This window comes from Limosilactobacillus sp. (assembly GCF_022482365.1).
In the GTDB taxonomy this organism is placed as follows: Bacteria; Bacillota; Bacilli; order Lactobacillales; family Lactobacillaceae; genus Limosilactobacillus.
In genome coordinates, this window is sequence record NZ_JAKVPE010000001.1 from 2,107,719 (window position 1) to 2,133,533 (window position 25,815).

General features: G+C 49.9%; 22 protein-coding genes and 1 other RNA gene. 18 read left to right on the forward strand and 5 right to left on the reverse strand.

The window, feature by feature from the left end; translation table 11 throughout:
• Nucleotides 1–96 precede the first annotated feature (96 nt).
• The 8 genes from glmS to LKE23_RS09955 all read left to right on the forward strand — a co-directional run bounded on the left by glmS (nucleotide 97) and on the right by LKE23_RS09955 (nucleotide 8,203).
• The gene (gene glmS, locus LKE23_RS09920) at nucleotides 97–1,917 is read left to right on the forward strand and encodes a glutamine--fructose-6-phosphate transaminase (isomerizing) (protein WP_291977190.1); all 1,821 of its coding nucleotides are present in this window, start codon (nucleotides 97–99) and stop codon (nucleotides 1,915–1,917) included.
• Nucleotides 1,918–2,174: 257 nt separating this feature from the next.
• Nucleotides 2,175–2,486, forward strand: a complete 312-nt coding sequence (locus tag LKE23_RS09925; protein WP_291977191.1) for a hypothetical protein — start codon at nucleotides 2,175–2,177, stop codon at nucleotides 2,484–2,486.
• 79 nt (nucleotides 2,487–2,565) lie between these two features.
• Nucleotides 2,566–4,389 carry an acyltransferase family protein gene (locus LKE23_RS09930; protein ID WP_291978337.1) on the forward strand — a complete coding sequence of 608 codons (1,824 nt, stop codon included), beginning with the start codon at nucleotides 2,566–2,568 and terminating at the stop codon, nucleotides 4,387–4,389.
• A gap of 1 nt (nucleotide 4,390) precedes the next feature.
• Nucleotides 4,391–4,867 carry a MarR family winged helix-turn-helix transcriptional regulator gene (locus LKE23_RS09935; protein ID WP_291977192.1) on the forward strand — a complete coding sequence of 159 codons (477 nt, stop codon included), beginning with the start codon at nucleotides 4,391–4,393 and terminating at the stop codon, nucleotides 4,865–4,867.
• Entirely contained in the window at nucleotides 4,860–5,669 is an 810-nt protein-coding gene (locus LKE23_RS09940) for a Cof-type HAD-IIB family hydrolase (protein WP_291977194.1), read from the forward strand. Before LKE23_RS09935 ends, LKE23_RS09940 begins: the two co-directional genes overlap by 8 nt.
• A 193-nt stretch (nucleotides 5,670–5,862) precedes the next feature.
• Nucleotides 5,863–6,429, forward strand: a complete 567-nt coding sequence (locus tag LKE23_RS09945; RefSeq protein ID WP_291977195.1) for a LysM peptidoglycan-binding domain-containing protein — start codon at nucleotides 5,863–5,865, stop codon at nucleotides 6,427–6,429.
• Nucleotides 6,430–6,519: 90 nt separating this feature from the next.
• Nucleotides 6,520–6,893, forward strand: a transfer-messenger RNA (tmRNA) gene (gene ssrA, locus LKE23_RS09950).
• A 179-nt stretch (nucleotides 6,894–7,072) separates the two neighbouring features.
• Nucleotides 7,073–8,203 (forward strand): IS30 family transposase, encoded by a 1,131-nt coding sequence (locus LKE23_RS09955; protein WP_291976173.1) that lies wholly within the window; start codon nucleotides 7,073–7,075, stop codon nucleotides 8,201–8,203.
• Between the two features lie 97 nt (nucleotides 8,204–8,300).
• Here the strand turns inward: LKE23_RS09955 and LKE23_RS09960 are convergent, their stop codons facing one another.
• Both LKE23_RS09960 and LKE23_RS09965 read right to left on the reverse strand, forming a co-directional pair.
• Nucleotides 8,301–8,483: a hypothetical protein gene (locus LKE23_RS09960; protein WP_291977197.1), complete on the reverse strand. Its 183-nt coding sequence runs from the start codon at nucleotides 8,481–8,483 to the stop codon at nucleotides 8,301–8,303.
• A gap of 632 nt (nucleotides 8,484–9,115) precedes the next feature.
• The gene (locus tag LKE23_RS09965; RefSeq protein WP_291977198.1) at nucleotides 9,116–10,159 is read right to left on the reverse strand and encodes a zinc-dependent alcohol dehydrogenase family protein; all 1,044 of its coding nucleotides are present in this window, start codon (nucleotides 10,157–10,159) and stop codon (nucleotides 9,116–9,118) included.
• Between the two features lie 209 nt (nucleotides 10,160–10,368).
• Between LKE23_RS09965 and LKE23_RS09970 the strand changes: the two genes are divergently transcribed.
• The 4 genes from LKE23_RS09970 (at nucleotide 10,369) to LKE23_RS09985 (ending at nucleotide 14,394) form a co-directional block, all read left to right on the forward strand.
• Nucleotides 10,369–11,082: a response regulator transcription factor gene (locus LKE23_RS09970; RefSeq protein ID WP_291977199.1), complete on the forward strand. Its 714-nt coding sequence runs from the start codon at nucleotides 10,369–10,371 to the stop codon at nucleotides 11,080–11,082.
• 10 nt (nucleotides 11,083–11,092) lie between these two features.
• A complete protein-coding gene (locus tag LKE23_RS09975) occupies nucleotides 11,093–12,580 on the forward strand; it encodes a sensor histidine kinase (protein ID WP_291977200.1) in 1,488 nt (495 codons plus the stop codon).
• A 136-nt stretch (nucleotides 12,581–12,716) separates the two neighbouring features.
• Entirely contained in the window at nucleotides 12,717–13,577 is an 861-nt protein-coding gene (locus tag LKE23_RS09980) for a GRP family sugar transporter (RefSeq protein WP_291977201.1), read from the forward strand.
• 106 nt (nucleotides 13,578–13,683) lie between these two features.
• The gene (locus LKE23_RS09985) at nucleotides 13,684–14,394 is read left to right on the forward strand and encodes a zinc ribbon domain-containing protein (protein WP_291977202.1); all 711 of its coding nucleotides are present in this window, start codon (nucleotides 13,684–13,686) and stop codon (nucleotides 14,392–14,394) included.
• A 49-nt stretch (nucleotides 14,395–14,443) separates the two neighbouring features.
• Here the strand turns inward: LKE23_RS09985 and LKE23_RS09990 are convergent, their stop codons facing one another.
• A complete protein-coding gene (locus LKE23_RS09990) occupies nucleotides 14,444–15,799 on the reverse strand; it encodes a GHKL domain-containing protein (protein ID WP_291977203.1) in 1,356 nt (451 codons plus the stop codon).
• Between the two features lie 302 nt (nucleotides 15,800–16,101).
• Between LKE23_RS09990 and LKE23_RS09995 the strand changes: the two genes are divergently transcribed.
• Entirely contained in the window at nucleotides 16,102–17,307 is a 1,206-nt protein-coding gene (locus LKE23_RS09995) for an IS110 family transposase (RefSeq protein WP_291977204.1), read from the forward strand.
• A gap of 190 nt (nucleotides 17,308–17,497) precedes the next feature.
• On the opposite strand, the gene LKE23_RS10000 is transcribed toward LKE23_RS09995, so the two are convergent.
• Nucleotides 17,498–18,238 carry a LytR/AlgR family response regulator transcription factor gene (locus LKE23_RS10000; protein WP_291977205.1) on the reverse strand — a complete coding sequence of 247 codons (741 nt, stop codon included), beginning with the start codon at nucleotides 18,236–18,238 and terminating at the stop codon, nucleotides 17,498–17,500.
• Between the two features lie 313 nt (nucleotides 18,239–18,551).
• Here LKE23_RS10000 and LKE23_RS10005 point away from each other — a divergent pair, with 313 nt between their 5' ends.
• From LKE23_RS10005 to LKE23_RS10025, 5 genes are all read left to right on the forward strand, one after another.
• The gene (locus LKE23_RS10005; RefSeq protein ID WP_291977206.1) at nucleotides 18,552–19,757 is read left to right on the forward strand and encodes a hypothetical protein; all 1,206 of its coding nucleotides are present in this window, start codon (nucleotides 18,552–18,554) and stop codon (nucleotides 19,755–19,757) included.
• 175 nt (nucleotides 19,758–19,932) lie between these two features.
• Nucleotides 19,933–21,150: a hypothetical protein gene (locus LKE23_RS10010; RefSeq protein WP_291977207.1), complete on the forward strand. Its 1,218-nt coding sequence runs from the start codon at nucleotides 19,933–19,935 to the stop codon at nucleotides 21,148–21,150.
• 174 nt (nucleotides 21,151–21,324) lie between these two features.
• A complete protein-coding gene (locus tag LKE23_RS10015) occupies nucleotides 21,325–22,683 on the forward strand; it encodes a glucose-6-phosphate isomerase (protein WP_291977208.1) in 1,359 nt (452 codons plus the stop codon).
• Between the two features lie 61 nt (nucleotides 22,684–22,744).
• The gene (locus LKE23_RS10020; protein ID WP_291977209.1) at nucleotides 22,745–22,951 is read left to right on the forward strand and encodes a hypothetical protein; all 207 of its coding nucleotides are present in this window, start codon (nucleotides 22,745–22,747) and stop codon (nucleotides 22,949–22,951) included.
• 119 nt (nucleotides 22,952–23,070) lie between these two features.
• Nucleotides 23,071–24,240 (forward strand): ROK family transcriptional regulator, encoded by a 1,170-nt coding sequence (locus LKE23_RS10025; protein WP_291977210.1) that lies wholly within the window; start codon nucleotides 23,071–23,073, stop codon nucleotides 24,238–24,240.
• Nucleotides 24,241–24,404: 164 nt separating this feature from the next.
• Here the strand turns inward: LKE23_RS10025 and LKE23_RS10030 are convergent, their stop codons facing one another.
• Nucleotides 24,405–25,781: a sugar porter family MFS transporter gene (locus LKE23_RS10030; protein WP_291977211.1), complete on the reverse strand. Its 1,377-nt coding sequence runs from the start codon at nucleotides 25,779–25,781 to the stop codon at nucleotides 24,405–24,407.
• Nucleotides 25,782–25,815 lie beyond the last annotated feature (34 nt).

The following is a 25,815-nucleotide window of genomic DNA, read 5'->3' on the forward strand; positions in this document are numbered from 1 at the left end:
TGGACCGCCGAAACTTGTATCATACATATATGTTGTAGCAGACCATTAGGCTAATCTATTGATCTATACCAATTAAAATAAAAGGATGGAAAAATTATGTGTGGAATTGTTGGTGTAACGGGGACCGATAAGACCCTGTCAATTTTAATCGATGGTTTAAAGAAATTGGAATACCGTGGTTATGATTCTGCCGGGGTTTACGTTAACGATAATGACGGCCACGACTACCTGGTTAAGCGGCCAGGACGGATCAGCAACCTGGAAGCAGCCCTGACCGATGACGTTCACGGGCTGTCCGGGATTGGCCACACCCGTTGGGCTACGCATGGTGCCCCAACCGAGGCAAACGCGCACCCGCAGTACTCCCAGGATAATCGTTTCTACCTGGTTCACAATGGTGTGATTGAAAACTATGTTCAATTAAAGAAGGAATACCTGGCGGACGTTCACTTTAACAGCCAGACCGACACCGAGGTCATCGTTCAGCTGGTAGACCACTTTGTTGTGGAAAACCACATGGACACCGAGACGGCAATGCTGAAGGTTCTGCGCCTGATCAGCGCGGACTCCTCCTACGCCTTTGTAATGATCGACCGGGAAGATCCGGAGACGCTCTACGTTGCGAAGAACAAGAGTCCGCTGCTGGTCGGCCTGGGCGACGGTTACAACATGGTAGGCTCCGACGCCATGTCAATGATTAAGGAAACGAACCGGTTCATGGAAATTGCCGACCACGAGCTGGTGATCGTCAAGCCGGACCACGTCACGATCAAGGACTTCGACGGCAACGAAAAGAGTCGCGAAAGCTTCACGGTTGACATGGATCCAAGTGCTGCCGACAAGGGGACCTACCCATTCTACATGCTGAAGGAAATCGATGAGCAGCCGGCCGTTATGCGGAAGCTGGTTCGGGAATACTTTGGCGACAGTGACGATCCCCAGATTGATCCGAACCTGATTCAAAAGCTGGCCGAAGCTGATCACCTCTACATCATTGGTGCCGGGACCAGTTATCACGCCGGTCTGGTTGGTGCCCGGCTCTTCGAACGGCTCTGTGGCATTCCAACCACGGCCCACATTTCTTCCGAGTTTGCCTACGAACAACCACTGCTGTCCAAGAAGCCATTCTTCATCTTCCTGAGTCAGAGTGGTGAAACGGCCGACAGTCGGCAGGTTCTGGTCGGGGTCAACGAACACAAGTGGCCAAGCCTGACCATCACTAACGTCGACAAGTCCACCCTGTCCCGTGAAGCAACCTTTACGGAACCGCTTTATGCCGGTCCAGAAATTGCCGTGGCTTCCACCAAGGCCTACACCGCTCAGATTGCCGTAGAAGCAATCCTGGCTAAGGCTCTGGGTGAATACCTGGGCAAGGAAGCTGCCAAGGGCTTCGACGTTAAGCACCAACTCGGCCTGGTCGCCAACGGCATGCAATCAATTACCGACAGCAAGAAGGAGATTGAAGAGGTGGCCTCTCGCTACCTGTCCAAGCCACGGAACGCCTTCTACATTGGTCGGGGAATCGACTGGAGCGTTTCCCTGGAAGCAGCCCTGAAGCTGAAGGAAATCTCCTACGTGCAGGCGGAAGGTTTTGCTTCTGGTGAACTGAAGCACGGGACGATTGCGCTGATCGAGAAGGGGACGCCAGTACTGGGCATCATTACCCAGGACCGGACTGCCGGCTTGACCCGGAGCAACCTGGATGAGACCCGGGCGCGGGGTGCCAACACGATCACGATCGTTGCTCGTCACCTGGCCCAGGAGGACGACACGATCGTCTTGCCAGACGTCGACCAATACCTGACGCCGCTGCTGTCTGTGATTCCAGCCCAGCTGCTGGCATACTACACCAGCCTTGGCAAGGGCCTGGACGTCGACAAGCCACGGAACTTGGCTAAGTCCGTTACCGTTCAATAAAATTAAAATATGAAATGTCAAAGAGGTCGTGAGGCGTTTGCCCCATGGCATCTTTGACATTTTTTAGTAAAAAGTTAAAAAGTTTGTCGATTAATATTGACATTCCGTTCTGAAACCGCTATCATAATAGTCGCAAGGTATTAAGTATTTACCTTCTAATCAATTCTCTTTCTCTCTTATGCCAATCATCGTCGTCCAGACGGTGATTTTTTGGTTTAAAGTCGCTATAATGTTTAATGTTGAAAGGGATGAGTTGCGTGGAAAAACAACATCAAGTGCTGACCCTGATTGAGGAAATCACCCGCAATGACGGCAGCAAATACTACGAGATTGGCAACATGGTTCATAACGGCCGCGCCGAATTGGCGGCCGAACGGGGCTTCATCAAGGAAGTACGGATCCTGCAGCTAAACATTCCCCATTCCAGGAACGTGATTCGCTACGAGGACTTCATCAACTCGCATTACGTGATGCAGGACGAGTCGATGGACCACTGGGAAGAGTGGAAGCGGACGCCCGAGATGGATCAGGTTGTCAATGACATTTTGAAGGAAAACCATATCGGTTAGACGAGCCGGTAGCACTTTTGCTGTCTGGCTTATTTTTAGGTACTTTTGAGGAAACTGCCGTGGAGGAATACGCTATATAATGAAGCCGGTTGGAGAAAAACGTCAATACATTACGGGAATCGACGGGCTCCGGACGCTCGCCGTTTTAGGGGTAATCATCTACCACTTATTGCCAAACGTCTTGCAGGGTGGCTATCTGGGAGTGCCCCTTTTTCTGTTGATTTCGGGTTATTTTGTCACCTACCAATTTAGTCGTCAGCTGGACGATCAGCAGCATATTGATATCTGGCACTTCTACCGCAAACGCTTCCGGCGGCTTTATCCAGTGCTGGTCGCCATGTTGTTTTTGACGACTGCCTACATCACCCTCTTTGCCCACGATTTGCTTCACAACATTCGGATGATCGTGATGACCAACCTGCTCTGGGTGTACAACTGGTGGGAGATTCGCCACGGCCAATCCTATTTTGACCAATTCGGCGGGGCCTCACCCTTTACCCACCTATGGACTCTGGGAGTGGAGGCTCAGTTCTACCTGCTCTGGCCGCTGATCATCACCTTGCTCTTTATGATCTTGCGGAAGAAAAAGACGGTTCGGCGGGTGATTTTGCTGCTGGCAATTGCCTCGGCGGTGGAAATGGCAATTCTGTACGATCCGGCGAACGTTAATCGGGTTTACTACGGGACCGATACCCGGGCCTTCTCCCTTTTGCTGGGGTCCTGGCTGGGGCTGGCGTGGCCACTGAACCGCCTGAACCCCCATCCCGCTATCAAGCTGCAGCACGGCCTGAACGCGGTCGGCATTGCGATGGCAGTCATTACCGTCGTGGGCTTCTTCACCCTCAATGGACAAACGGCTTTGACCTACCACGGGGGGATGTTTTTCTACAGTCTGATTGGGACGATCCTGATTGCGACGATTCTCCATCCCGGCTCACGGATGAATGCCTGGTTCTCTAATCCGGTCTTTCACTGGGTCGGCCAGCGTTCCTACGGGATCTATGTCTATCAGTATCCGGTAATGGTCTTTTACGAGCGCCTGGTTAAGGTTGGCCTGCATCCAGTCCTTAACTCGATTATTGAGGTGACCATTATTCTACTGATCAGTGAAGCGTCCTATCGCTTTTGGGAACGGCCGCTGGCGGACTGGCACTGGTCGAATTTATTTAGTGGACACCGGACCTGGCAGCAGTGGACCCGGCTGGGGGCTAGCGTCGTCGTTCTGGCGGTTGCCGTCTTTGGGATGGCCCAGCCGGATCACGCACCACGGAAGACGGCCGTTCAGCAACGGATTGAGAAGAGTCACAAGAAGGCCAGCAAGCACAATCAGGCGATCGCGGCCGGGAAGAAAGTTCAGACCGACACCTCCGCCAACGTTAAGCAGTACGCACTGACGCCGAGCGAGGCCCAGGCGGCCCAGAAACTTAAGATCACGGCGATTGGTGACTCGGTCATGGCCGACGCGGCAGACAGCATTCAAAAGCTGATGCCTCAAGCCTACGTTGATGCTCAGGTGGGACGGCAGGGCTCTGCTGCTCCGGACGTGATTAAGCAGCTGGATAAGCAGGGGCACTTGAATCAGATCGTGGTGCTGAACCTGGGAACCAACGGCTCGATGAGTCAGCAAACGATTGACGACATTGTGCACGAGATCGGCCCCAATCGGCAAATTTATTGGCTAACGGCTCACGTTCCGACAAAGCCATGGCAACAGACGGTTAACGATGAGATCAACGCTGCGGGCAAGCAGTATAGCAACGTTCACGTGGTAGATTGGTACGGTGCCAGTGAGAATCACAGTGATTGGTTTGGCAAGGACAATGTGCACATGGGTGAGCAGGGGAACATCAACTACGCCCGCTTGATTGCCAAGTCGATCCTGGCCGATCAGAAGGGGAAATAGCATGACCGCAAACGATGACCTGTTGAATCAGGCAATTAATATCTACCTGTCAGCACTAAAGCGGCTGGAGCACGTCGTTTCCCAGCCGGCGGCGCAGTATTCGCTGTCCTTTGAACAGTACCTGATCCTGCAGGAGATTGTGGCGCATCCGGGGACGAAGCTGATGGACATCGCCGCCCGGCGGCAGGTAACGCGCAGTGCCGTCTCGCGCCAGCTTCGGGTGCTGATCAAGCACGATTACGTTTCGCAGGAACGGGACCAGGAGGACCGGCGGAAGGTTTCGCTGGTGGCGACGCCGGCCGGCTGCCGGGTGGCCCATGCCATCGAGTCGCGCATCAATCAGCGCTTTGCCAAGTGGGTGCGGATTTATGGTGAGGAACGCGGAAGGAAGCTCCTGCAGCTACTGGACGAATTTAACCACCAGGTAATTCAGCCGGAGAATGACTTGAACCGAAAGGATGAAGAGAAGAATGATTAAGATGATTGCTTTGGACCTTGACAACACGCTGCTCAACAGTGAAAAGGAGATTTCCCAGCGCAACGAAGCGGTCTTGAAAAAGCTGCATGAGCGAGGCATCCACGTCGTCCTGTGCACCGGCCGGCCGATCAACGCCATCTGGCCATTGATTGAACAGCTCGGCTTGACCCGGCCCGATGATTACACGATCACCTTCAATGGGGGACTGGTGGTCAACAACGTCACCAAGGAGCACCTTTTCGAGTTGGGGATGCAGAAGGCGGACCTGCAGCCGCTGTTTGACTTTGTGCAGCGGGAAAAGATTCCGCTGGATGTTCTCGACTTCGACCGGGTCTACGAACTGACCGATCAGCCGGGCTCCATTTACCGTTCAGTTCTCAAGAACATCGAATTCCGTGATACGAAGCTGGCGGACTTGCCGGAAACGACCTACAGCAAGGCGGTCATGGCGATCCCGGCCGAACGCCTGGCCCCGATCATTGCCGATCTGCCGGATGAGCTGAAGGAACATTACCATGCGGTTCAGTCCCAGGCAATGATCATGGAGTTTCTGCCCCAGCACGTTAACAAGAGCGTTGGTCTGAAGGCGCTGCTTGACCACTTCGGCGAAGACTTTAGCAACCTGATGAGCTTCGGGGATGCCGACAACGACCTGGAAATGATCCAGGACGCGGCTCAGGGGATCGTTATGGCCAATGGCTTGCCAGAGGTTAAGGCGGCCGCAACGGCACTGACCGATTCAAACGACGATGATGGGGTGGCAACGTATTGTGAACGCTACTTTGCCGATCTTTTGAAATAAATAAGCAATCACCGTTGCCAATTTGTTTGGCAGCGGTTTTTTTGTCACTAAATTATTAAAATGTGAAGGAACTGTTACATTTTGTCGAAAAATGTAATTCATTTGCGAAGGAATTGTTACTGGCCGGTAACGTTGGTTGTGTATCATAAAGACAGTCAAAACGAAACGAATTAAAAAGGATGGTTGTTAATTTATGATTTCTAAGAAAAACTTTATGAAGGCCGCAACGACTCTTGGTGCCATGACCCTTGGGGTTGCGGCAGCGACGTCGGTTGCCAACGCCGACTCCGTTTACACGGTGAAGAGCGGTGACACGCTTTCAAGCATTTCTTACAAGTTTGCACAGGACAACAGCCTGGTTAATTCCATTGCCAAGGATAACCACATCTCTAACATCAACCAGATCAGCGTTGGCCAACGCCTGGTTATCAAGAGTGGCAGTCACCAAGGCGGGCAGAGCACGAGCGCCCCGGCCGCAACGACGACCACGACGAGCACCACGACAACGAATAATAATGCCAGCTCAACTGTTAGTGGCAGTGAAGCGGCTGCTAAGGCCTGGATTGCCAACCGCGAATCCGGCGGCAGCTACAGTGCAATGAATGGTCAATACGTTGGTAAGTACCAGCTTTCCGCTTCCTACCTGGGTGGTGACTACTCCGCCGCTAACCAGGAAAAGGTGGCTGATCAATACGTTGCTAGTCGTTACGGTTCCTGGACTGCTGCTCAGCAGTTCTGGCAGGCCAATGGCTGGTACTAATTTAATCTGAGAACAATGAAAGCACTTCCGATTGGGAGTGCTTTTTGCTATCCAAGCGAGGCGGGGTATGGTAAACTATTAATTGTATCTGGGGACGTTCTTGGATTCGACAGGTATAGGTCGAGTTTCGACTGCGTTTCGAAGGTTGCGTCTTCGTAAAAACGCTCAGTTTTCAAATTATAACTGCAAACAATAATTCAAACGCTTACGCTCTTGCTGCCTAACAAGTAGCATGCGTAAATCCGTTCCGGGTTCGTCCATGATGCGGTAACGGGTTTCATATTTAGTGGACTACGCTGGCCGTCGCCGCTTGAGATTGTCAGAAGAGATTTTCAAGCTAGCTAGCCATGGTTGCCCTGATCAGCGGCGTTTTGACTAGTGAAGCTTAAATAGCTGAGATACGAACGTAGAGGTCGAAATGGCGATATGCTTGGACACGGGTTCGACTCCCGTCGTCTCCATTTTTAGCATTTTGAGTGCCTTTATATCATCGCAAAACGTTGATATAAAGGCATTTTTGTTTTTGCGGTAGATTATAGAATGAAGTTAGCCACCCAGTTGGTGGTAAATAAAAAACGCCATTCGGCGTGACATCAGGTATCATATTAAGTGAACCAAACCTATATGAAAGGATGTCCGTCAAATGACGCACTTAAATGATACCATGTCTACTATTTTATTGACTACTCATAAAAAGAATGCTCATCTTACTAAAGAAGAACGTGTGATGATTGCGACTTTAAAGTCGCAAGGACTTTCCAATCGCGCAATTGGTCGCCAATTAGGAGTTAATCATCAAACAATTAATAACGAGCTCAACCGTGGTACGGTCCGCCAACTTCGTCGTCAAAAATCTAATGGTAAGATTTACGAATATTCTTACTACATCTATAGTTATGAAGCTGGTCAGGCCACATATCTTGAACATCACCGCCATTCTGGTCGTCGTCGCTTATATTATTCTTCAAAGCAATTTTTACGATTAGCTGATCAGCTAATGCTTGGTGAGTTTGACGACCACCATTACTCCCCACAAGCGGTTATTTATAAGGCTCGAGATTTAATGAATGATGGCACCCTGATCCCAAAGTCGGTTGTAACTTTATATCAATGGATTAATGAGGGTGTGCTTCGTACGTCCAATTTAGACCTCTTTGAAAAACCTAAACGTAAGCATCATCAAACTCATCCGCAAGCTAAAAGGTGCTTAGGGCCTAATATTGCTCAACGACCTCAAACTGCGGACCAACGGTCCGAAATTGGCCATTGGGAACTGGATACAGTTCAGGGACAGAAAAACGGTAATGACAGTGTTGTACTAGTAATGACTGATCGCCTTTCACGAGTTAATATCACGAGTAAAATTGCTGGTAAAACTGCGCATGCAGTAAATCAGTTCTTTATAAATTTGCGCCAGAAAATGGGCACAGATGCTTACTATCGCATTTTTAAGACAATAACCTCTGACAACGGTTCAGAATTTAGTGAGTTAACACAAGTTCACGATCATGTTTTCTATGCTGATCCGTATTCCCCTTGGGAACGTGGATCCAATGAGATCAATAACCGGTTTCTCCGCAAGGAGATTACCAAAGGTGAAGCTATAAATAACTATAGTAGTGCTCAGATCATAGCGACTAATGATTGGATGAATCACTATCCACGAGCTATGTTTAATGGACATTCGTCAATGGATATCTATCGTAAGGCCTTCTACCAAGAGATATCACAGCTCCATCAACCAATAATCAATTGGTCAGTATTATTTATTTGAGTCCAGTGGCTAACTTATTCTTGAAATTTAGGTTTTTGTTTTTGCAACAAATTGTACCAAATTAAACAAAAAGACAACCAACGTAATAGTCGGCTGTCTAGTTGCTTAATTCATGTTGTCGTTGCCTGATACAGTCCAATAGCATTGTTAGATCGTCTTCTGTGGCGTCTTTTAAAATAAAGTTCTTAGCTACTGATTTACGGTTGATGTATTGAGTACGGGCCTTGTTTTTTCGGCGGTATTTGTTAATTGCCCGGTGTTGGGCTTCAGTCATTGCCATGTTGCTACTTCCTTTCAATTTTGAATTCTATTAGCTTGCGGCGTTTGTTCTTAGGAGTGTGTCGCCACTCATTGAATTTATGAACGTCTTGCTTAATTATCCCCATAACTTCACGGGGATTGTAAACATCTAATGCAATAGTAACGTGCTTATTTTTTGACTGGTATTTGAAACGCCTCATATTCTCAACCTCGTTTTTAAATGCTATAATATACATATAAAAAGCCCCAAAGGTTGTTGACTTTGGCGAGTCAACCTTTGGGTGGTGGGTTAACCACTAATCAAAAATAACTACTAGCTTAAAGCGTAAGGGCACCAAGCTAAACTCAACCGAGTATGCTTTGACCGAACGCTTTTTGTTTTCGCCCTTTCCGTTCATGGTAACCACCCCCTTTCCTTAGGGGCTACCTATATTATATACATATGTAGGGGACGAAAACAATATTAATTTTGATCAGTATTAAGTTATTGAGACAAAATTAGAAGGGGATGGACGTCAGTTAGTTCATCCTTTTTTAGTGTCTGCCAATCTATCTATGCTATTGCAGCAATTAGGCTAGATTTTATTTTGATACAAAAAAGGAGCCATGCCCAATCGCACGGCTCCTTTTTAGGTAAATTGCATTTAATTTCTAGTCGGCAACGACCACGTAGGACTTGATGACCTGACGCTCGTCCATGCCCTTGTAGGCGGCGTCGATGTCGTCCAAGCTAAAGCTCTTGGTGAAGACCTTGCCAGGATTGATTTCACCGTCCAGGACGGCCTTGAGCAGGACTTCCTTGTCGTAGGTGGTGACGGATGCGGGACCACCGGCAACAATCGTGTTCTTGTAGAATGGGGTGGTCATGTCCTGCTTTGGCGTGTGCGGCAGGCCAACCCGGCCCACGATGGCACCCGGCCGACCAACCTTCATGGCGGTGTCGGTCGACTGCTCCGTCCCGACACATTCCAGGACGGCGTCGGCACCGTCGCCGTTGGTCAGCTCCATGATCTGTTTGACGGCCTCGTCACCACGTTCGGCAACGTTGTCGGTGGCACCGAATTCCTTGGCCAGGGCCTGGCGATCGGCGTGCCGACTGGTGGAAATGATCTTCTTGGCGCCCCGCAGCTTGGCGGCAATGATGGCACAGAGACCAACGGCACCGTCACCCATGACGACGACCGTGTCGCCCGCGCCGACGTTGGCAACCCGGGCGGCGTGGTAACCAGTGGCCATGACGTCGGCCAGCGTCAGCAGGGACTTGAGCATCCCTTCACTGTAGTCGCTTGGCTGGCCAGGAATCTTGACCAGGGCCCACTGACCATGCTGGAAACGAATATATTCGGCCTGAACGCCGTTGCTGAAATTGTCACTGTGACTCAGGCAGGAACCGTCAAAGCCGGCCCGGCAGGCGGAACAGTGGCCGCAACCGTGGGTGAATGGGGCAATTACGAAGTCACCCGGCTTGACCGTGGTGATGTCTGATCCGACCTCTTCGACAATCCCGATGGCCTCGTGACCGGAGTTTTCCTCATTCGGCTCCAGCGGATTGATTCCCCGGAAGTTCCAGAGATCGGAACCGCAGACGCAGGTCCGAACGACCTTGATAATGACGTCATCTGGGGCTTGGACAGTTGGCTTGTCAATGTCGACCAGCTTCATCTCGCCCTTCTTGGCAAATACAGCAGATTTCATAAAAAGGTCCCCTTTCTGTAATCACTTTCATTATAGCCGATTGCTCCACAGAGTTGTAATGCTTAAACCTAATACCTAGCCATGCACGCGCTGGATGATGTCAAATGTGAAAGAATGATGACTTCTTATTCGCAAGGTGCGCGCTGGTGCTTCGGGAATGTTAAACTAAAGAAAATGCGCAATTTTTTAAAGTTAGGAAGTGCGATCACATGAATATTCTAATGATTGAGGATAACCACTCCGTCTGCGAGATGATGGCGATGTTCTTCAAAAAGAATAACTGGGACTATGAATTCGCCTATGATGGCGTTGCGGCCGAAGACAAGTTTTCGGCCACGCCCGACAAGTGGGACATCATCTTGCTTGACCTCAACCTGCCGAAAAAGGATGGGATGCAGGTGGCGGCCGATATTCGCCGGATCTCGCCAACGGTTCCACTGATTATGCTGACGGCCAGGGACACCGAAAGCGACCAGGTGTTGGGCCTTGAGATTGGGGCCGACGATTACGTCACCAAGCCCTTCAGCCCGATTACCCTGATTGCCCGGATGAAGGCCCTCTACCGGCGCACCCAGCTCGCCAAGCTCAGCCAGCAGCAGACGACGACCACCAGTGGCTTTGACATCGAAACCGAACACTTCAAGATGAACACGAAAACGCGGGAGGTCTACCTCTTCGACCAGCCGGTCAGTGACCTGACGCCCAAGGAATTTGACCTGTTAAAGACCCTGGCATCGAAGCCACGGCAGGTCTTTACCCGTTCGCAATTGCTCCAGCTCGTCTGGGACTACGAATACTACGGGGATGAGCGGACGGTGGATGCCCACATCAAGAAGCTGCGGCAAAAACTGGAGAAGGTTGGCCCCCAGGTAATCAAGACTGTCTGGGGTGTCGGCTACAAGTTCGATGACGAAGAGGAATAGGACCTGAGTCATGAAATTAATGTATCGTTTGATGCTGACCTTTTTTACGATCATCATTGTCTTGCTCGCAATCCTCAGCATCTCATTTGTTCAGGTAACCAACAATACGCTCTACCACAATACGTGGAACCAAATGAAAAACTACGCCGACAGCCTGGTTCAGGACTCGATCCGCTACGATCCGGTCAACAAGCAGTTTATCGGCTTTGCCACCCGGTCGCTCCAGACCAATGCCAATCTTTTGACGCGGCAGAACGTCCACTTTGCCATGTATGACGCTACCCAACAGCGGATTTACGCCAGCAACGGTTTTACCCCGACCATCACCAAGGCGCAGTGGCGCAAGTTAAAAGATGGCAAAATCATTTGTACCCGGGAGACCATGGCCAAGATTAGTCACCGGGTTGCCGATACATCCAAGCCCCAGATTACCGAGGTCCTGAAGCCCTACTTCTATCATGGCAAGCTGGTGGCAGTGGTTTCGATCGCCACCTTCATTTCGACGATTAGGGAGAACATGCGCCAGATCATCCTTAACCTATTGGTGGCCTTCGTGATCGCTGCCCTGCTCACCCTGGTGGTCAGCTACTTCTTGGCCCGGTCGATCACCAGGCGAATTGAACGCCTGCGGGCCGCCACTCACGAGGTCGCCAAGGGCAACTACGACGTTCAGGTGGCTACGACCGGGAAGGACGAGGTGTCCGACCTGGCGCAAAGCTTTAACACGATGACCCGGTCGCTGAACGCCTCGCAAAAGGAGATTCGCCACCAGGAGGAACGGCGGCGGCAGTTCATGGCCGACGCGGCTCACGAGATGCGGACGCCGCTGACGACCATCAACGGAATCCTCGAGGGCCTGGAATATGACGTGATCCCGGAAGAGGACAAGAAACACAGCATTCAGCTGATGCAAAACGAAACCAAGCGCCTGATCCGCCTGGTCAACGATAACCTGGACTACGAGAAGATCCGGACCAATCAAATCTCGATGGAGCGGAAGGTATTCGATGCCGCGGCCGTCCTGACCAACCTCAAGGAGCAGCTGGAGAAGAAGGCTACGGCCCAGGGCGACCAGCTGTCGTTGGACGTGCCGAGTGATCTCCGGGTTTACGCCGACTACGACCGCTTCGTCCAGATCATGTTTAACATCATCCAGAATGCCATCCAGTTTACCCAGAACGGGACGATTAAGATTAGCGGCCGACTGGAGGAGACGGGCAGTCGCTTTGTAGTCGCCGATAACGGAATTGGGATGACCAAGGACCAGCTCGCCAACATCTGGGAGCGCTACTACAAGGCCGACCGGTCCCGGATGAACACTAAGTACGGTGAATCCGGCCTCGGCCTGGCGATTGTCCACCAGCTGGTCCACCTGCATGGTGGCAAGATCGACGTGCAGAGCACCCAGGGAAAGGGAACCACCTTTACCATCTTCTTCCCGGACCGTGACCATGCACCGCACGGAGGCAGTGCTCAACAACCACAGTCCAAAAAATAAAGAAGCCCAAAACCGCTATTTTTAAGTAACCAGAATACATTGCTCAATTATTAACGAATGGAAAGCGCTTGCGTAAACGTTTGCATTGTGCTAAATTATTTTCTTGTAGTATTGATTGATAGGAGAGAATTGTATTATGGTTTATTTACTTGCGCTGGTCCCTGCCCTTGGCTGGGGGATCATGCCGCTGATCACCGGTAAGATCGGTGGTTCAACGATTAATCAGATGTTTGGAATCGGTGCCGGTGCCTCGATCGTAGGGATCGTTGCCTTCCTGGTCGGTCACCCGAGTGTCAGCACGACTGGCTTCTGGTTCTCGGTCCTTTGTGGGGCCCTGTGGACGATCGGTCAGATCGGACAGTTCGTGTCCTTCAAGCGGATGGGGGTTTCAAACACCATTCCACTGTCCACTGTTTTCCAGCTGGTTGGTAACTCCCTGATCGGGGTCATCATCTTCGGCGAATGGCGTGGTGCCCGGGCCCTGACGATTGGGTTCATCGCTCTGCTGGTCGTGATCATTGGTGCGCTGATGACCTCCGTTTCCGACGGCAAGAGCGGTAAGAAGGTGACGATGCAGAACTTCCTCTTCCTGCTGGTCACGACGATTGGTTACTGGGTCTACTCGGCCTTTCCAAAGATGCCGGTTGTCAGCCATGAGGACGCACTCGGGGTCTTCCTCCCAGAAATGCTGGGGATCCTGCTGGGTTCTGTGATCTACACGATCGCTTCCGGCCACGCCTACGCCTTCAAGCAGAAGGAGCAGTACTTAAACATCTTCGGTGGTCTGTCATGGGGGATCGCGGCCCTGGCCTACATCTTCGCCGGTCGGGCCCTTGGTGTTACCGTGGCCTTCGTCTTCACCCAGATGAACGTCATCATCGCGACGCTCGGGGGTGTCCTCGTCCTGCACGAACAAAAGACGGCACGCGAGATGGGCTTCACCATTGGTGGAATCATCCTGATTGTGCTCGGTAGTATTGGAACCATTTTTGCCTAGAGTTGAATATTAAAGTGACCGTTTGGGGCCCAGCATTCAATCGCGAATGCTGGGCCCCAGCAATGTTATACTTGATTTACTAATAATAGGGGAACTTGCAAGAGTAATGAAAATTTGTCCAAAGTGCAATACGAAAAACGATGATGGCAACATTTTTTGCCAAAACTGTGGGGCCAAGCTGCCGGGGACGCTGGCACTGGTCTGCCCGCAGTGCGGCAAGGTCTGTGCGCTGGGGACCAAGGAGTGTCCGGTCTGCCACACCAAGCTGAATGGACAGCCGCATCAAGTAGTACTGGAAATTGCGCCGCGGAAGACCAATCAGCGGCTGACGATGCTTTTAAACGTTTTAATTATCATCATTTTCTTAATTTTCGCGGTCTATTGTGCTCAGCAAACCCAGCTTTCAAGTCACTATATTGGAGCGAAGGTAGTCTGCTACGATCAGAATCACCGCTACCGGTTCACCGAATACTTTGTGGTGAATGAGCACGTTGACCCTAAGGACGACGAATTTCAGGCGGCCTACGTTGGCTGCAACAAGACCGGGGCGGCGAAGCTTAAGAATATTGAGATTGGTCACATTGACAAGCTCTATCGGACGCATCGTCACTACCTCATCAAGGCGGGATACAGAAATACCGTCTTTACCGGTCCCAAAAAAATCAGCATTCAGATACAGCTGAAGAAGAAGAATGCCGCGATGACCGACAGCTTCGGTCCTGATGCTAAAATTCACCCTGCTGAATTTACCGGGCCGGGCAAGACGATGCAGAAGGGTTACGCCAAGATCATCTCAATTGGAACCAATACGGACTAATAAAGAAGCCGAGAAGGCGGGAAATCTCCCGCGCTTCTCGGCTTTTTTTCTAATGATGAATAATCAGTACTTGTTCGAGCCAGTGATTGGCGGACTTGGTATTGTGGGCGATCAACGGGTACTTGTTCAAGATCATCCGCAGGTTTCGCAGGCCAAGCGAATGCCGGCTGGTAGTGAGACCAGTGAAGTGACCGTTTAACTGGTTGAGATCGACGCGCTCGTCCTTCGTTGAGTTGCCGATCACGATCAGCTGCTCCTGGTCCTTGTTAAAGTAGCTAAAGCTAATCTTCTTTTCTACGGACTGGGCGGCCGCGTTGATGGCATTGTCGAAGAGAATCGAGATCATTCGCAAGGCGTCAGTGATGTTGATGGCCTTCACCAACGTGATCGGCTCGACCACCTCGATGGTGACGTCAATTTGCTTATCCATGGCCGCCATCACCTTGCTGTAGACCAGACTCTTGATCTCCAAGTCCTTGATGTTGGCGAGGTGACCAAGCACCGCCGTCCGAATTTCGACGTTGGAATTGGTCGGCAAAACGACGTGGTCGAAGATCTGGCGGACTTCCTCAATCGTGCCGTCGTGAACGGCATCGTTTAAGCTGAGAAGGAGGTTCTTGTAGTCGTGACGAAAACGCCGCAGGTCATCGTACATCTCCTCGATGTGACTGGTGTAGGTCTGCAGGTTGGTCAGTTCCGTTGCCTGGCTAAGCGCGAGTCCGCGGTAGTAGAAATAATTTGCCGCGATTTTGACGAAGGCAACGGTCAGGAGGTAGTAGAGAATCCCGATGCAGACGAAGGTGAACGTGTTGATGTGGAGAAACTGGCTGTGAAAGCCAAAGCGAAAAATGTTAAACGAAAGTAAATAGAGATTGAATAGCCAGGCAAGCAGTGGGCGCTGCCGGATGATCATGGTTGAATATCGGTCAAAGCTATCCTTAAACTTCTTGACAAAGAGGTAGGTCAGGAGCAATTCAATAATGATGATCACGTCCGCACCATAATTATTGAAGGCGATCACGGTACTCGGCGAGAAAGCACCATAGATGGCCGTAACGGTTGGGCCGAGGATTCCCGTCGTAAATTCATAAATTGCCATAACAAAGATGAAGTTGCTGGCGATGTAGGTAAAGCTAATGTGGCGCTTGGCAACGATAAAGTAGATGAGCAGCGCAATGACGAAGGTTGCCAGGATAATGAGCACCAGCGAAGCCGGGACAAACAAATAGAAAAATGAGGTCAGGATCCAAAACCACCAGGGGATCCGAATGTTAGTCAGAAGACTGAAAACTTTGTAGATCCCAAAGGCCGCGATGAGCGGTTGGAGAATGAAGCCTAAAAAGATACCGACATAGTTCCCACCAAAGGATGCCAGCATTGCTGATAAAGTCTTTACAAGAAACATTTATAAACCACCTATCAAGATAAAAAATAGTCAACGTCCCATCTTACCACGTTAACTAAACAGACTAACATTAGTAGCGAAATCAATTGCTCGACGGGGTGATTGATTTCGCTACTTTTTTGTTAAAGTAGTGATGAAGTTGACATGTCGAAGGCTTTTTTGACCCATGAGGTCGTGAACTAAACTGGCAACTTCATCGGGTATCCCTATTTCGTTCGAAGTCTGTTGGCTCTTAGGTCGTGTATTGAAAATTGGAATAATTACCCTTAAAAGAATTGAACTTCATACAGGAGATGATATTAATGCGTTGTGTGTTTGGAATTGATGTTAGCAGTAAAACTTGTAACGTTGCGGTGGTAGTTAATGAACACTTAGTAGACGAGGCCAAACTGAGTTTGGATATGGTGGGGTTCAATCAGTTAAAAGCTGCCCTAGATGCCTACACCGACCCCGAAGTGGTCTTTGAAGCCACTGGAGTGTATTCTCGACGGCTCGAACGATTCTTGACTGATAACGGCTACCAATTTGTACGACTGAATCCCTTGCAGGCCCGAATTGAGTTAACCAGTTTCCGCTACAATAAAACAGACGTTAATGATGCACAGAACCTTGCTTATAGTAGTTTTTATCGACATCACCGTTTGACCTCCCCAGAAGCACCGGTCTACCAAAACTTGCGGGATCTCAACCGCTTTTATCAAAACGTTACTAATGACGTGGTTCGGCTGAAAAACCGATTACATAAGATTCTTCAGCTAACTTTCCCTGAGCTTGAGCAACTGCTCAGCGTTACTGACGGTGAATTTTACTGGCAAATTGTAGTACATTATGCCCACCCATCGTTTGTGCTCTTAGAAAGCGAAAAACAGATAATTACCTTTTTAGCCAGTGTTTCAAAAAAGAAAGTTACCAGCGTTTATCTTCAACGAATTGCCCACCGTCTGGTGGGATTAAGCAAGCAAGCTTATCCAGCCGTAACAGCTGATTCTCCCAAGGTTATGGAACTTTGTTACTATGCCCAACAGTTGATTGATGGTAACCAGCAAAAAGCAGCTTTAATTGAGCAAATGGTAGCGATCGCTAAGGAGTTGCCAGAATTTCAAAACCTCATTAGTATTCCCGGGTTTGGTGAAACCACTGTAGTGACCTTGATTGCGGAATTTGGTGATATTCGACGTTTCAAGAGCAGTAACGCTATGAATGCATTCGTTGGAATTGATTTTCGACATTATGAATCCGGTAAGTTTGTGGCAAAAGATACGATTAGCAAGCGTGGTAACGCAATTGCGCGTAAACTCCTATACAAAGCCGTTCTGAATTGTGTAATCGCTTCTCATTACCACCCCAACCACATTGGGGACTTTTATCAAAAAAGAAAAAAGCAATCCTCTTCGCCACAAACGAAAAAGATTGCCATTAGTGCAATACATCGCCTAATCCGTACGATGTATCATCTTGTAAAAAATGACCAGTTTTACGATTATTCTAAAACCCATATAAATCGCTAAAATTAGGTCATGATTCATTTTACAGCCAATGGTCAAAATAACCAAGGCCATGGGCTTATTTAGTATACCCTTAAACTCCTAAGCTTCTTTGAATGAATACCCTTCAGACCATCTCAACAACTAATTCTAAATCAAATTCCTTGTGGGGCTTGACTAATGGTAGAAAAAAGTGATTAGGATTTTCAGTCTCCTAATCACTTTTTTTGATCAAGCCCAGTAGTTTCTTTTCGTGGCGCCGCGAAACCGGACAGGTGTCACCGTTGAAAAATTCAATGGTGTGGTGGAAGAAGTCGATCTTTTTGACCTGCTGCGGATTAATCAGGTAGCTGCGGTGGGCCCGGAAGAAGTGGTTATCCAGTTTTTCGATTTCGTGGAGGTTGTAATTGACCTGGATCGACTGTCCATCCGCCGTGTGCATCATGCTGGAATGGGAATTGGCGCTGTTGGAGGCGAAGTAACAGATGTTGTCCAGGGGCATCTTCAACAGGTCGGTATAGGACTTGTAGGTGAAGAACTCCCGGTTGGCCTGGCGCGTGTTCTTGCGGATTATTGTTCGCAAGTCGGCGGTGAGCTCCTCGTAAACGTTGCCCCGGTCCTTGGCGATGAAATCCAGCGCACTGACCCGGTACTTATAGGTTGTGTAGACCATCTCATCGTGAACGGTAATAAAAATGATTGACGCTAGTTGGTCATGGACCCGGATGGTTTGGCTAAACTTCAGGCCGGCATTCTTGTCCCCATTGATCTCGAGGTCAAGAATGAAGACGTTCTCCTTACTTGGACGTGGCAGGGCGGCCCGAATCTCTTCAATGCTTTGAAAAAAAAGCAAGTCCACACCCTGAAGATGAAACTGCCTGCTAATTTGTTGAATCATTCGCTGCAAGTATGTTAATTGTCGCCTGTCATCTTCCAGGATAAAGATATTTAGCATGATGCATAACCTCCCAAATAATACCCCATTCGAATATATCATATCTAAGGGAGGGAACGATTGCTTTGGTATTAGGTTGGGAGAATTTGTGAAGAAACGCTGAAAAAGACGGCTAACTTTTTCAACTAATGGTAAATCATTTCAGCTAATTGCAATTGGTGAGTTGTGAGAAACAACCAACAATTTTCAGCAAGCGGGGGAGTTTTTCACCCAAAACCATGAAAATGAAGAAAAAGTCAGAAATCTATGTCAGCAGATAGCAAAATTTTTATACTTAGAATTGTAATATTAAGTTTTTGGGAGGAATTTGATAATGCGATTACACAAGGGATGGCTGGTTTCATTAAGTGTGCTGGCCGGGATTACGCTGGGTTCTGCTAGCCTGGCTAATGCACACGCTGACGACAACGGTGCGGCATCTGTCAGCACCAGTCAAGTGGTAACGAATGCTACAACGACGCAGGACACCACGACGGCAACAGCTAACGACAGCAATGCCAACCAGGCAGCCACTAACCAGGCGGCTACCAATGACGAGGCAGCTACGACGACCACTGATCAGCAGGCCACGGCCAGCGACCAGAGCAATGTGACGGTCTCGACGCCGAAAGCTTCGACGAACGGCTGGGTTCAAAACGAATATGGCTTCTGGCAATATTTGCAAAACGGTACTCCAATCAGTGATGGCTGGCAAATGATCGATGGCCAATGGTACTTCTTTAGTGGCACTTACATGGCTGCCAATGGAGAATGTGCTACCTCTTTTTCTGACAATACGAAAGAATTCCTAAATAGTTACTACTACTTTGATGCAAATGGCCATTATTTAACTAATGGTTGGATTAATATAAAGGACGGCTATTGGACTTACGCCAGACCAGACGGGCGATTAGTTACTGGCTGGCAAAAGATTAACGGGTCCTGGTACTTTTTTATTAACCTGAAGGGCGGCCCAGCGATGGCCTTTAACCAGATCCATGGAGATCAAAAAGGTAACTACTACTCTTTTGATGCGAACGGCCATTACCAGACTAATCAGTGGGTAAAGTCAGACCTAGATGGTTCGTGGCACTATGCACAGGCAAATGGGATCCTAGCCACTGGCTGGCAGAAGATCAATGGCCGCTGGTATTACTTTGTGAACTCTGAGGACTATCAATTAGTAGATGGTACTTACGCGGGTAATGGCCCGGCAGCAGCTACTGGCTGGCAAAAGATTAACAACCGTTGGTACTACTTCGACCCAACGAATGCTTGGGGAGATACCGGTTGGCAGTACTTGAATGGCAATTGGTACTACTTTGACTGGAATAACGCTTGGGCAGAGACTGGCTGGCAGTGGATCAACGGTCACTGGTACTACTTCGATAACAACAATGCCTGGGCACTGAAGGGCTGGCAGAAGATCAATGGTTCCTGGTACTACTTCGATCCAACGAATGCTTGGATGGTCACGGGTACCCAGACCATCAACGGTAAGACCTACACCTTCAATAGCGATGGTCAGCTGCAAGAATAATTGGAAAAGTTGAAAAAAGACTGTTGACGTCAGTGGCGTCAGCAGTCTTTTTCAGTGAACTGTCGCGTTTTTAAGTCAGCGTAAGAAAATGGCCGAATTAGTCCCAGAAAGGTTTTTGATAATGAAAACCCTTTATAATTAAATTGTACTATCAAACTTTTGGGAGGGACTTTTGATGAAATTACGTAAAGGATGGCTAGTCTCATTAAGCGTCTTAGCTGGAATTACGCTTGGCGCAGCTGGGATAACGAATGCCCACGCTGATGACAGCAATGCGGTGGCAACCATCGATCAGCAGGTCGTTGCGACGACTGATCAACAGACAGCGCAAACGCAGGCTACTACTAACGAGACTGCTACTACAGCAACAACTAGTGAAGCAACAACAGCTCCGGCTCAGGAGACGGTGACGGTTTCTAATGCCCAGGCCGCTAACACTGGTTGGTCACAGAACAGCAATGGTACGTGGGTATACTACAAGAGTGACGGCACTCAGGCCAAGAACGGCTGGCAACAGATTAACGGTTCTTGGTACCTCTTTGACCAAAACGGTGTCATGGTCCAGAATGGGGCTTACACTGCATACTTTGGCACGGATCCTGAAAAACGAGCAAAAGCTGATTCTTACTACTTCGATAACAATGGTCACTATCAGACGAATGGTTGGATCTGGGATCAGGTCGCCAAAAAATGGTGCTATGCTTACTCGAATGGTACGTTAGCAAGTGGCTGGCAGAAGGTCAACGGTTCCTGGTACCTATTCGGTGATTACGTATGGCTTGGCGACAATAACTACAAAGGCCCTTATATGTATGCTAATGAAGTAGCAGGAGCTACAGGTGAAGATGCTTATTATTTTGATGCAAATGGTCATTATGTAACGAATAAGTGGGTTAATCTCGATGGCGCTTGGGCTTATGCGAAATCAAACGGGGTTCTCGCTACTGATTGGCAGAAGATCAACGGTCGTTGGTACCACTTTAGTGATGGTGGTGAAGCTATCCCATTAGCGTACACAGGTTGGGACAGGATTAACGGTCGCTGGTACTACTTCGACCCGACTAATGTCTGGGCAGTAACCGGCTGGCAAAAGCTCAACGGCAATTGGTACTACTTCGACCCAACCAACGCTTGGGCAGAGACCGGTTGGCAATATCTGAACGGCAACTGGTACTACTTTGATAACGACAATGCTTGGGCACTGAAGGGCTGGCAGAAGATCAACGGTCACTGGTACTACTTCGACAACAACAACGCCTGGGCCTTGAAGGGCTGGCAGTGGATCAATGGCCACTGGTACTACTTTGACCCAACGAATGCCTGGATGGTCACCGGTACCCAAACCATTAACGGCAAGACCTACACCTTTAATGATGATGGTCAGATGCAATAATTAGGGAGACAAAAAAGTTCACCGCTGCTGGTGAGCTTTTTTAGTTTGAAGTTGGGGTTCATAATCCGAACAAAACGGCTAATTTTGCCCAATTTTAATTGCAAGCCCCCCTGGAATCCGCTATCATTTAGGGTGTGTTAATAAATAACAATTAATAGAAAGAAGTTATTTGATATGGCTCATGTTTCATTAGACAAGCAAGGCTTAAAGCAATTTGTACACGCAAACGAACTCGGTGAGATGCAGGCAATGGTCAACGCCGCCGACGAAGAACTTCGTCAGGGCACCGGTGCCGGCGCGGACTTCCGCGACTGGCTCCATCTGCCGACCGAATACGACAAGGAAGAATTTGCCCGCATCAAGCAGGCTGCCAAGAAGATCCAATCCGACTCCGACATCCTGGTTGTGATTGGGATCGGGGGCTCCTACCTGGGTGCCCAGATGGCAATTGATTTCCTGCACAACACCTTCTACCAGGCCCAGAGCGCTGAGGATCGCAAGTACCCACTGGTCATCTTTGCCGGGAACTCCCTGAGTTCGACCTACGTCCACGATCTGCTCCAGCTGATCGGCGACAAGGACTTCTCCGTCAACATCGTCTCCAAGTCCGGGACGACCACGGAACCATCCATTGCCTTCCGGATCTTCAAGGACAAGCTGATCGCCAAGTACGGCGAGGAAGAAGCCAACAAGCGGATCTACGCCACGACCGACAAGGCCAAGGGGGCCCTGAAGACCGAGGCCGACGCTCACGGTTATGAAAGCTTCGTCATTCCGGATGGGGTCGGCGGTCGTTACTCCGTCCTCTCCGCCGTTGGTTTACTGCCAATCGCCGCTTCCGGTGCCGACATTGACCAGCTGATGGCCGGTGCCGCCCAGGCCGAAAAGGACTTCGTTGACCCTGACCTGACCAAGAACGAAGCCTACCAGTACGCTGCCTACCGGAACATCCTGTACCGGAAGGGCTACGAAACCGAGCTGCTGGAAAACTACGAGCCAAACATGCGGATGTTCGCCGAATGGTGGAAGCAGCTGGCTGGCGAATCCGAAGGGAAGGATCAAAAGGGCATCTACCCATCCAGCGCTAACTTCACGACTGACCTGCACTCCCTGGGTCAGTACATCCAGGAGGGCCGGCGCTTCCTGATGGAGACCGTGGTCAAGCTTGACAAGCCAAACTTCGACGTCGACATCCCGAGCGAGGACGACAACCTCGACGGCCTCAAGTACCTGGAAGGCAAGACGATGGACTTCGCCAACACTAAGGCCTACGAAGCCGTTGTTGCCGCCCACACGGCCGGTGGCGTCCCAGTCATGACCGTTCACATTCCAGAAGAGAACGAGTACACCCTGGGCTATTTGATCTACTTCTTTGAAGTGGCCATGGGCATCTCCGGCTACCTGAACGGGATCAACCCATTCAACCAGCCGGGCGTCGAAGCCTACAAGGTCAACATGTTTGGCCTGCTGGGCAAGCCGGGCTACGAAGAGGTCGGCGACAAGCTGCGGGCAGAGATGGAAAAGAACAACTAAGATGAATCAAAAGCCGCTGATCGGGATTGGTCAACGGCTTTTTTACTAAGGGGCTGTGAAGATGAAGGAAAAACTGAAGAAGAATCGTGACCGGGTCCAGGAGCACCTGGCCGTCTGGCTGGTTCTCACCATTTGCCTCTGGATCGTTAAGGCTTTTGTGGGCTGGGCCTTCCTGCAATACGTGGTTTGGCTGTCGGCGGCCTACTCATTCTTCCTGGCACTCGTGTGGTTATACTTGGAATGGCGGATTTTGCGCCAATCTGCTTAAGCGGTCTAAACAAGCAGATACGCTGACCCGCTAATCACCCTATAAGTTTAAGTTGATTGGTCTATCCACCATGTTATAATAATTATAACTAGTTAAAACTGATAAAGAAGGAAAACTACATGGCAATTGACCACCGTAACATGACGCGAATTAAGAATCGGAAGCTGGTTCTCCAGCAGCTCTTCAATAACGACGAGATTTCCCGGGCCGAAATCGCGCGCCGGCTGAATCTCAACAAGTCGACCGTCTCCTCGATCTATTCGGACCTGAAGGAAGAGGGCTACATTGAAGAGATTCGGCAGGGTGAATCGTCGAGCAATGGTGGTCGCAAGCCCAGCATGATCAAGCTCAACCGCAATTACGGCTTTGTCGCCAGCTTCAACGTCGGGACGACCTACCTAGCATCGATGTTTAACTATACTAATGGTGAGATTATCCAGTATGATCGCCAGGAGATCGCCGAGTTTGACATCCTCAACATCATGCAGATGATCAAGCAAAAGATCAACGAGCTGCAGAAGGTCAACCAGACGCGCCATGGCCTGCTGGCAATCTGTTTTTCCGTTCACGGGATCGTCTTCAACAACGAGGTGCGGGATTCGCCATTCCTGCACCTCAATGGCGTCGATTTGCGGAAGTACTTTGAGCAGGAATTTGATGTTCCGGTCGTCCTGGAAAACGAGGCGAACCTGACCGCCGTCTTTGAGCAAGACTACTGCACGGGCAGTGAAATCAACAACCTGATTGCGATCAGTGTTCACCGGGGGATCGGGATGGGAATCATCACCGCCGGGAGCCTTTATCGCGGCAATCTCGGAACCGCCGGCGAAATTGGTCGTGACCTGACCCGCCTGCCGGATGGCAGTCAGGTCAAGGTGGAGTCCCTGTGCTCAGAGGACGTCATCTTCAACCAGGTCATGGCGGCCAAAGGACTGAAGAAATTGAGCCACGACGAGTTGCGGGAGCTGTACATTAACGATGACGAGGCCCGCAAGATCGTCGATACGGCCATTCAGCGGATCGCCGACGTGGCTTACAACGCCATCGTCACGCTTGGCCCCCAAGAGGTTTTCTTCAGTTCCTCGATCTTTGAGGAATTGCCGGGAGTCTTTGACAACCTTCAGCAGGAACTGGTCAAGATGGGAGCCTTTTCGCCGATTCGAATGGTGCAGGGTTCGCGCTACGCCTCCTTGCTCGGGGCCAGCTCGATGGCGATTCATCACGGCCTTGGCCTGCAGGGCTACTGGCTCCGCTTGAAGAAGCCGCAGGAGACGGAAAATATTGGTTAAATGATTAATGCTGTCGGGGAAGCATCTCCGGCAGCATTTTTACTTGGACACAAAAAACGGGCGGGAAAACTCAGTCGCAAAGTTGAGTTTTCTCACCCGTAATTTTTTTATGAGGGGGAAAGGGGGTAATTAGATCCCTAATTTAAGCATGTATCAAATTGCCATTAGTTCTTGGCAGCCTTAGCAGCCTTCTTCTTGGCAGCTTGGTCACGCAGCCATTGTTCGATCGCTTCCAGGGACTTGCCTTGGGTTTCGAAGACCTTGGCGTGAACGAACCAGATGGCGAGCAGGCAGCAGACACCGTAACCGATAAACAGGGTCCCCTTACCGAAGAAGCTCAGCAGTGGTGGGAAGGTCAGGGAAACGATCATGTTGGCAGTCCAGTTGACACCAGCGGAGAAGGAGTTCCCTAAACCACGAATGTTCAGTGGGAACATTTCACCGATCATAGTCCACATGATTGGGCCCCAGGTACCGGAGAATGAAGCAATGTAAACAACCATTGAGATAACGGCAACATCGGCAGCAAACTTGGATTCACTGGAGTGCATCAGACCCCAGCACATGATGAACAGAGTGATGGCCATCAGCCAACCACCGACAACCAGCATCTTCCGCCGGCTAACCCGGTTCATCAGCCAGATACCGATGACAGTAACGATAACGTTGAAAATCCCAATCCAAATGTGTGACAGCAGTGCGAAGTGAACACCGAACCCGGCGTCAGTAAAGATGGTTGGTGCGTAGTAGAGCACGGTGTTACAACCCATGATCTGCTGGAAGATTGCCAGACCAACGGCGGCAACCAGGGCAGGACGAACCATGTCACCAAACAGTTCGCTCCAACCACCAGACTTGATGGCAGCCTGTTGACGAATCTTTTCGATATCGTTGTCAACAACCTCTTTGTCGTTAGCGTTCATGGCCATCAGAACGTCATGAGCGGCCTGTTCGTTGTTGTTCCGAACCAGGTAACGAGGAGATTCTGGCAGGATAATTGCACCGAAGAACAGGATAGCAGCTGGGATGGCAGCTAAACCTAACATCCAACGCCAGCCGGAGTAGAGACCTTGCAGCCAGTAGTTGAAGAGGTAAGCCGTCAGAAGACCGGTCATAACCATCAGCTGGAAGAGCCCGGACATCATCCCACGCTTAGCAACTGGTGCTAATTCGGCCAGGTAGGTTGGAATCAAGGCAGAAGCGGCCCCGACACCTAAACCTAAGATGATCCGGAAGATAATCAGTGTCCAGAATTCGGGAGCAAAACCGGAACCTAAAGCACCGACGAAGAAAATAATGGAAGTAACCATCAGTAACTTCCGCCGACCATAACGGTCTGAGAAAGGTCCAATGGTTACGGCACCAAGAATGGCACCTAAAAGAACTGCAGATACGACACAACCCTGTTGCCAGGAGTTAAGGGATAATTGCTTTTCGATAAAAAGAATGGCACCAGAGATTGAACCAGTATCGTAACCGAATAGCAGTCCACCAAGGGCGGCAAAGAAGTAAATCCACCCGGAAGAAAGTTTATGCTTCATGATATTTAATCTCCTTAAAGTATAAGAATGAATG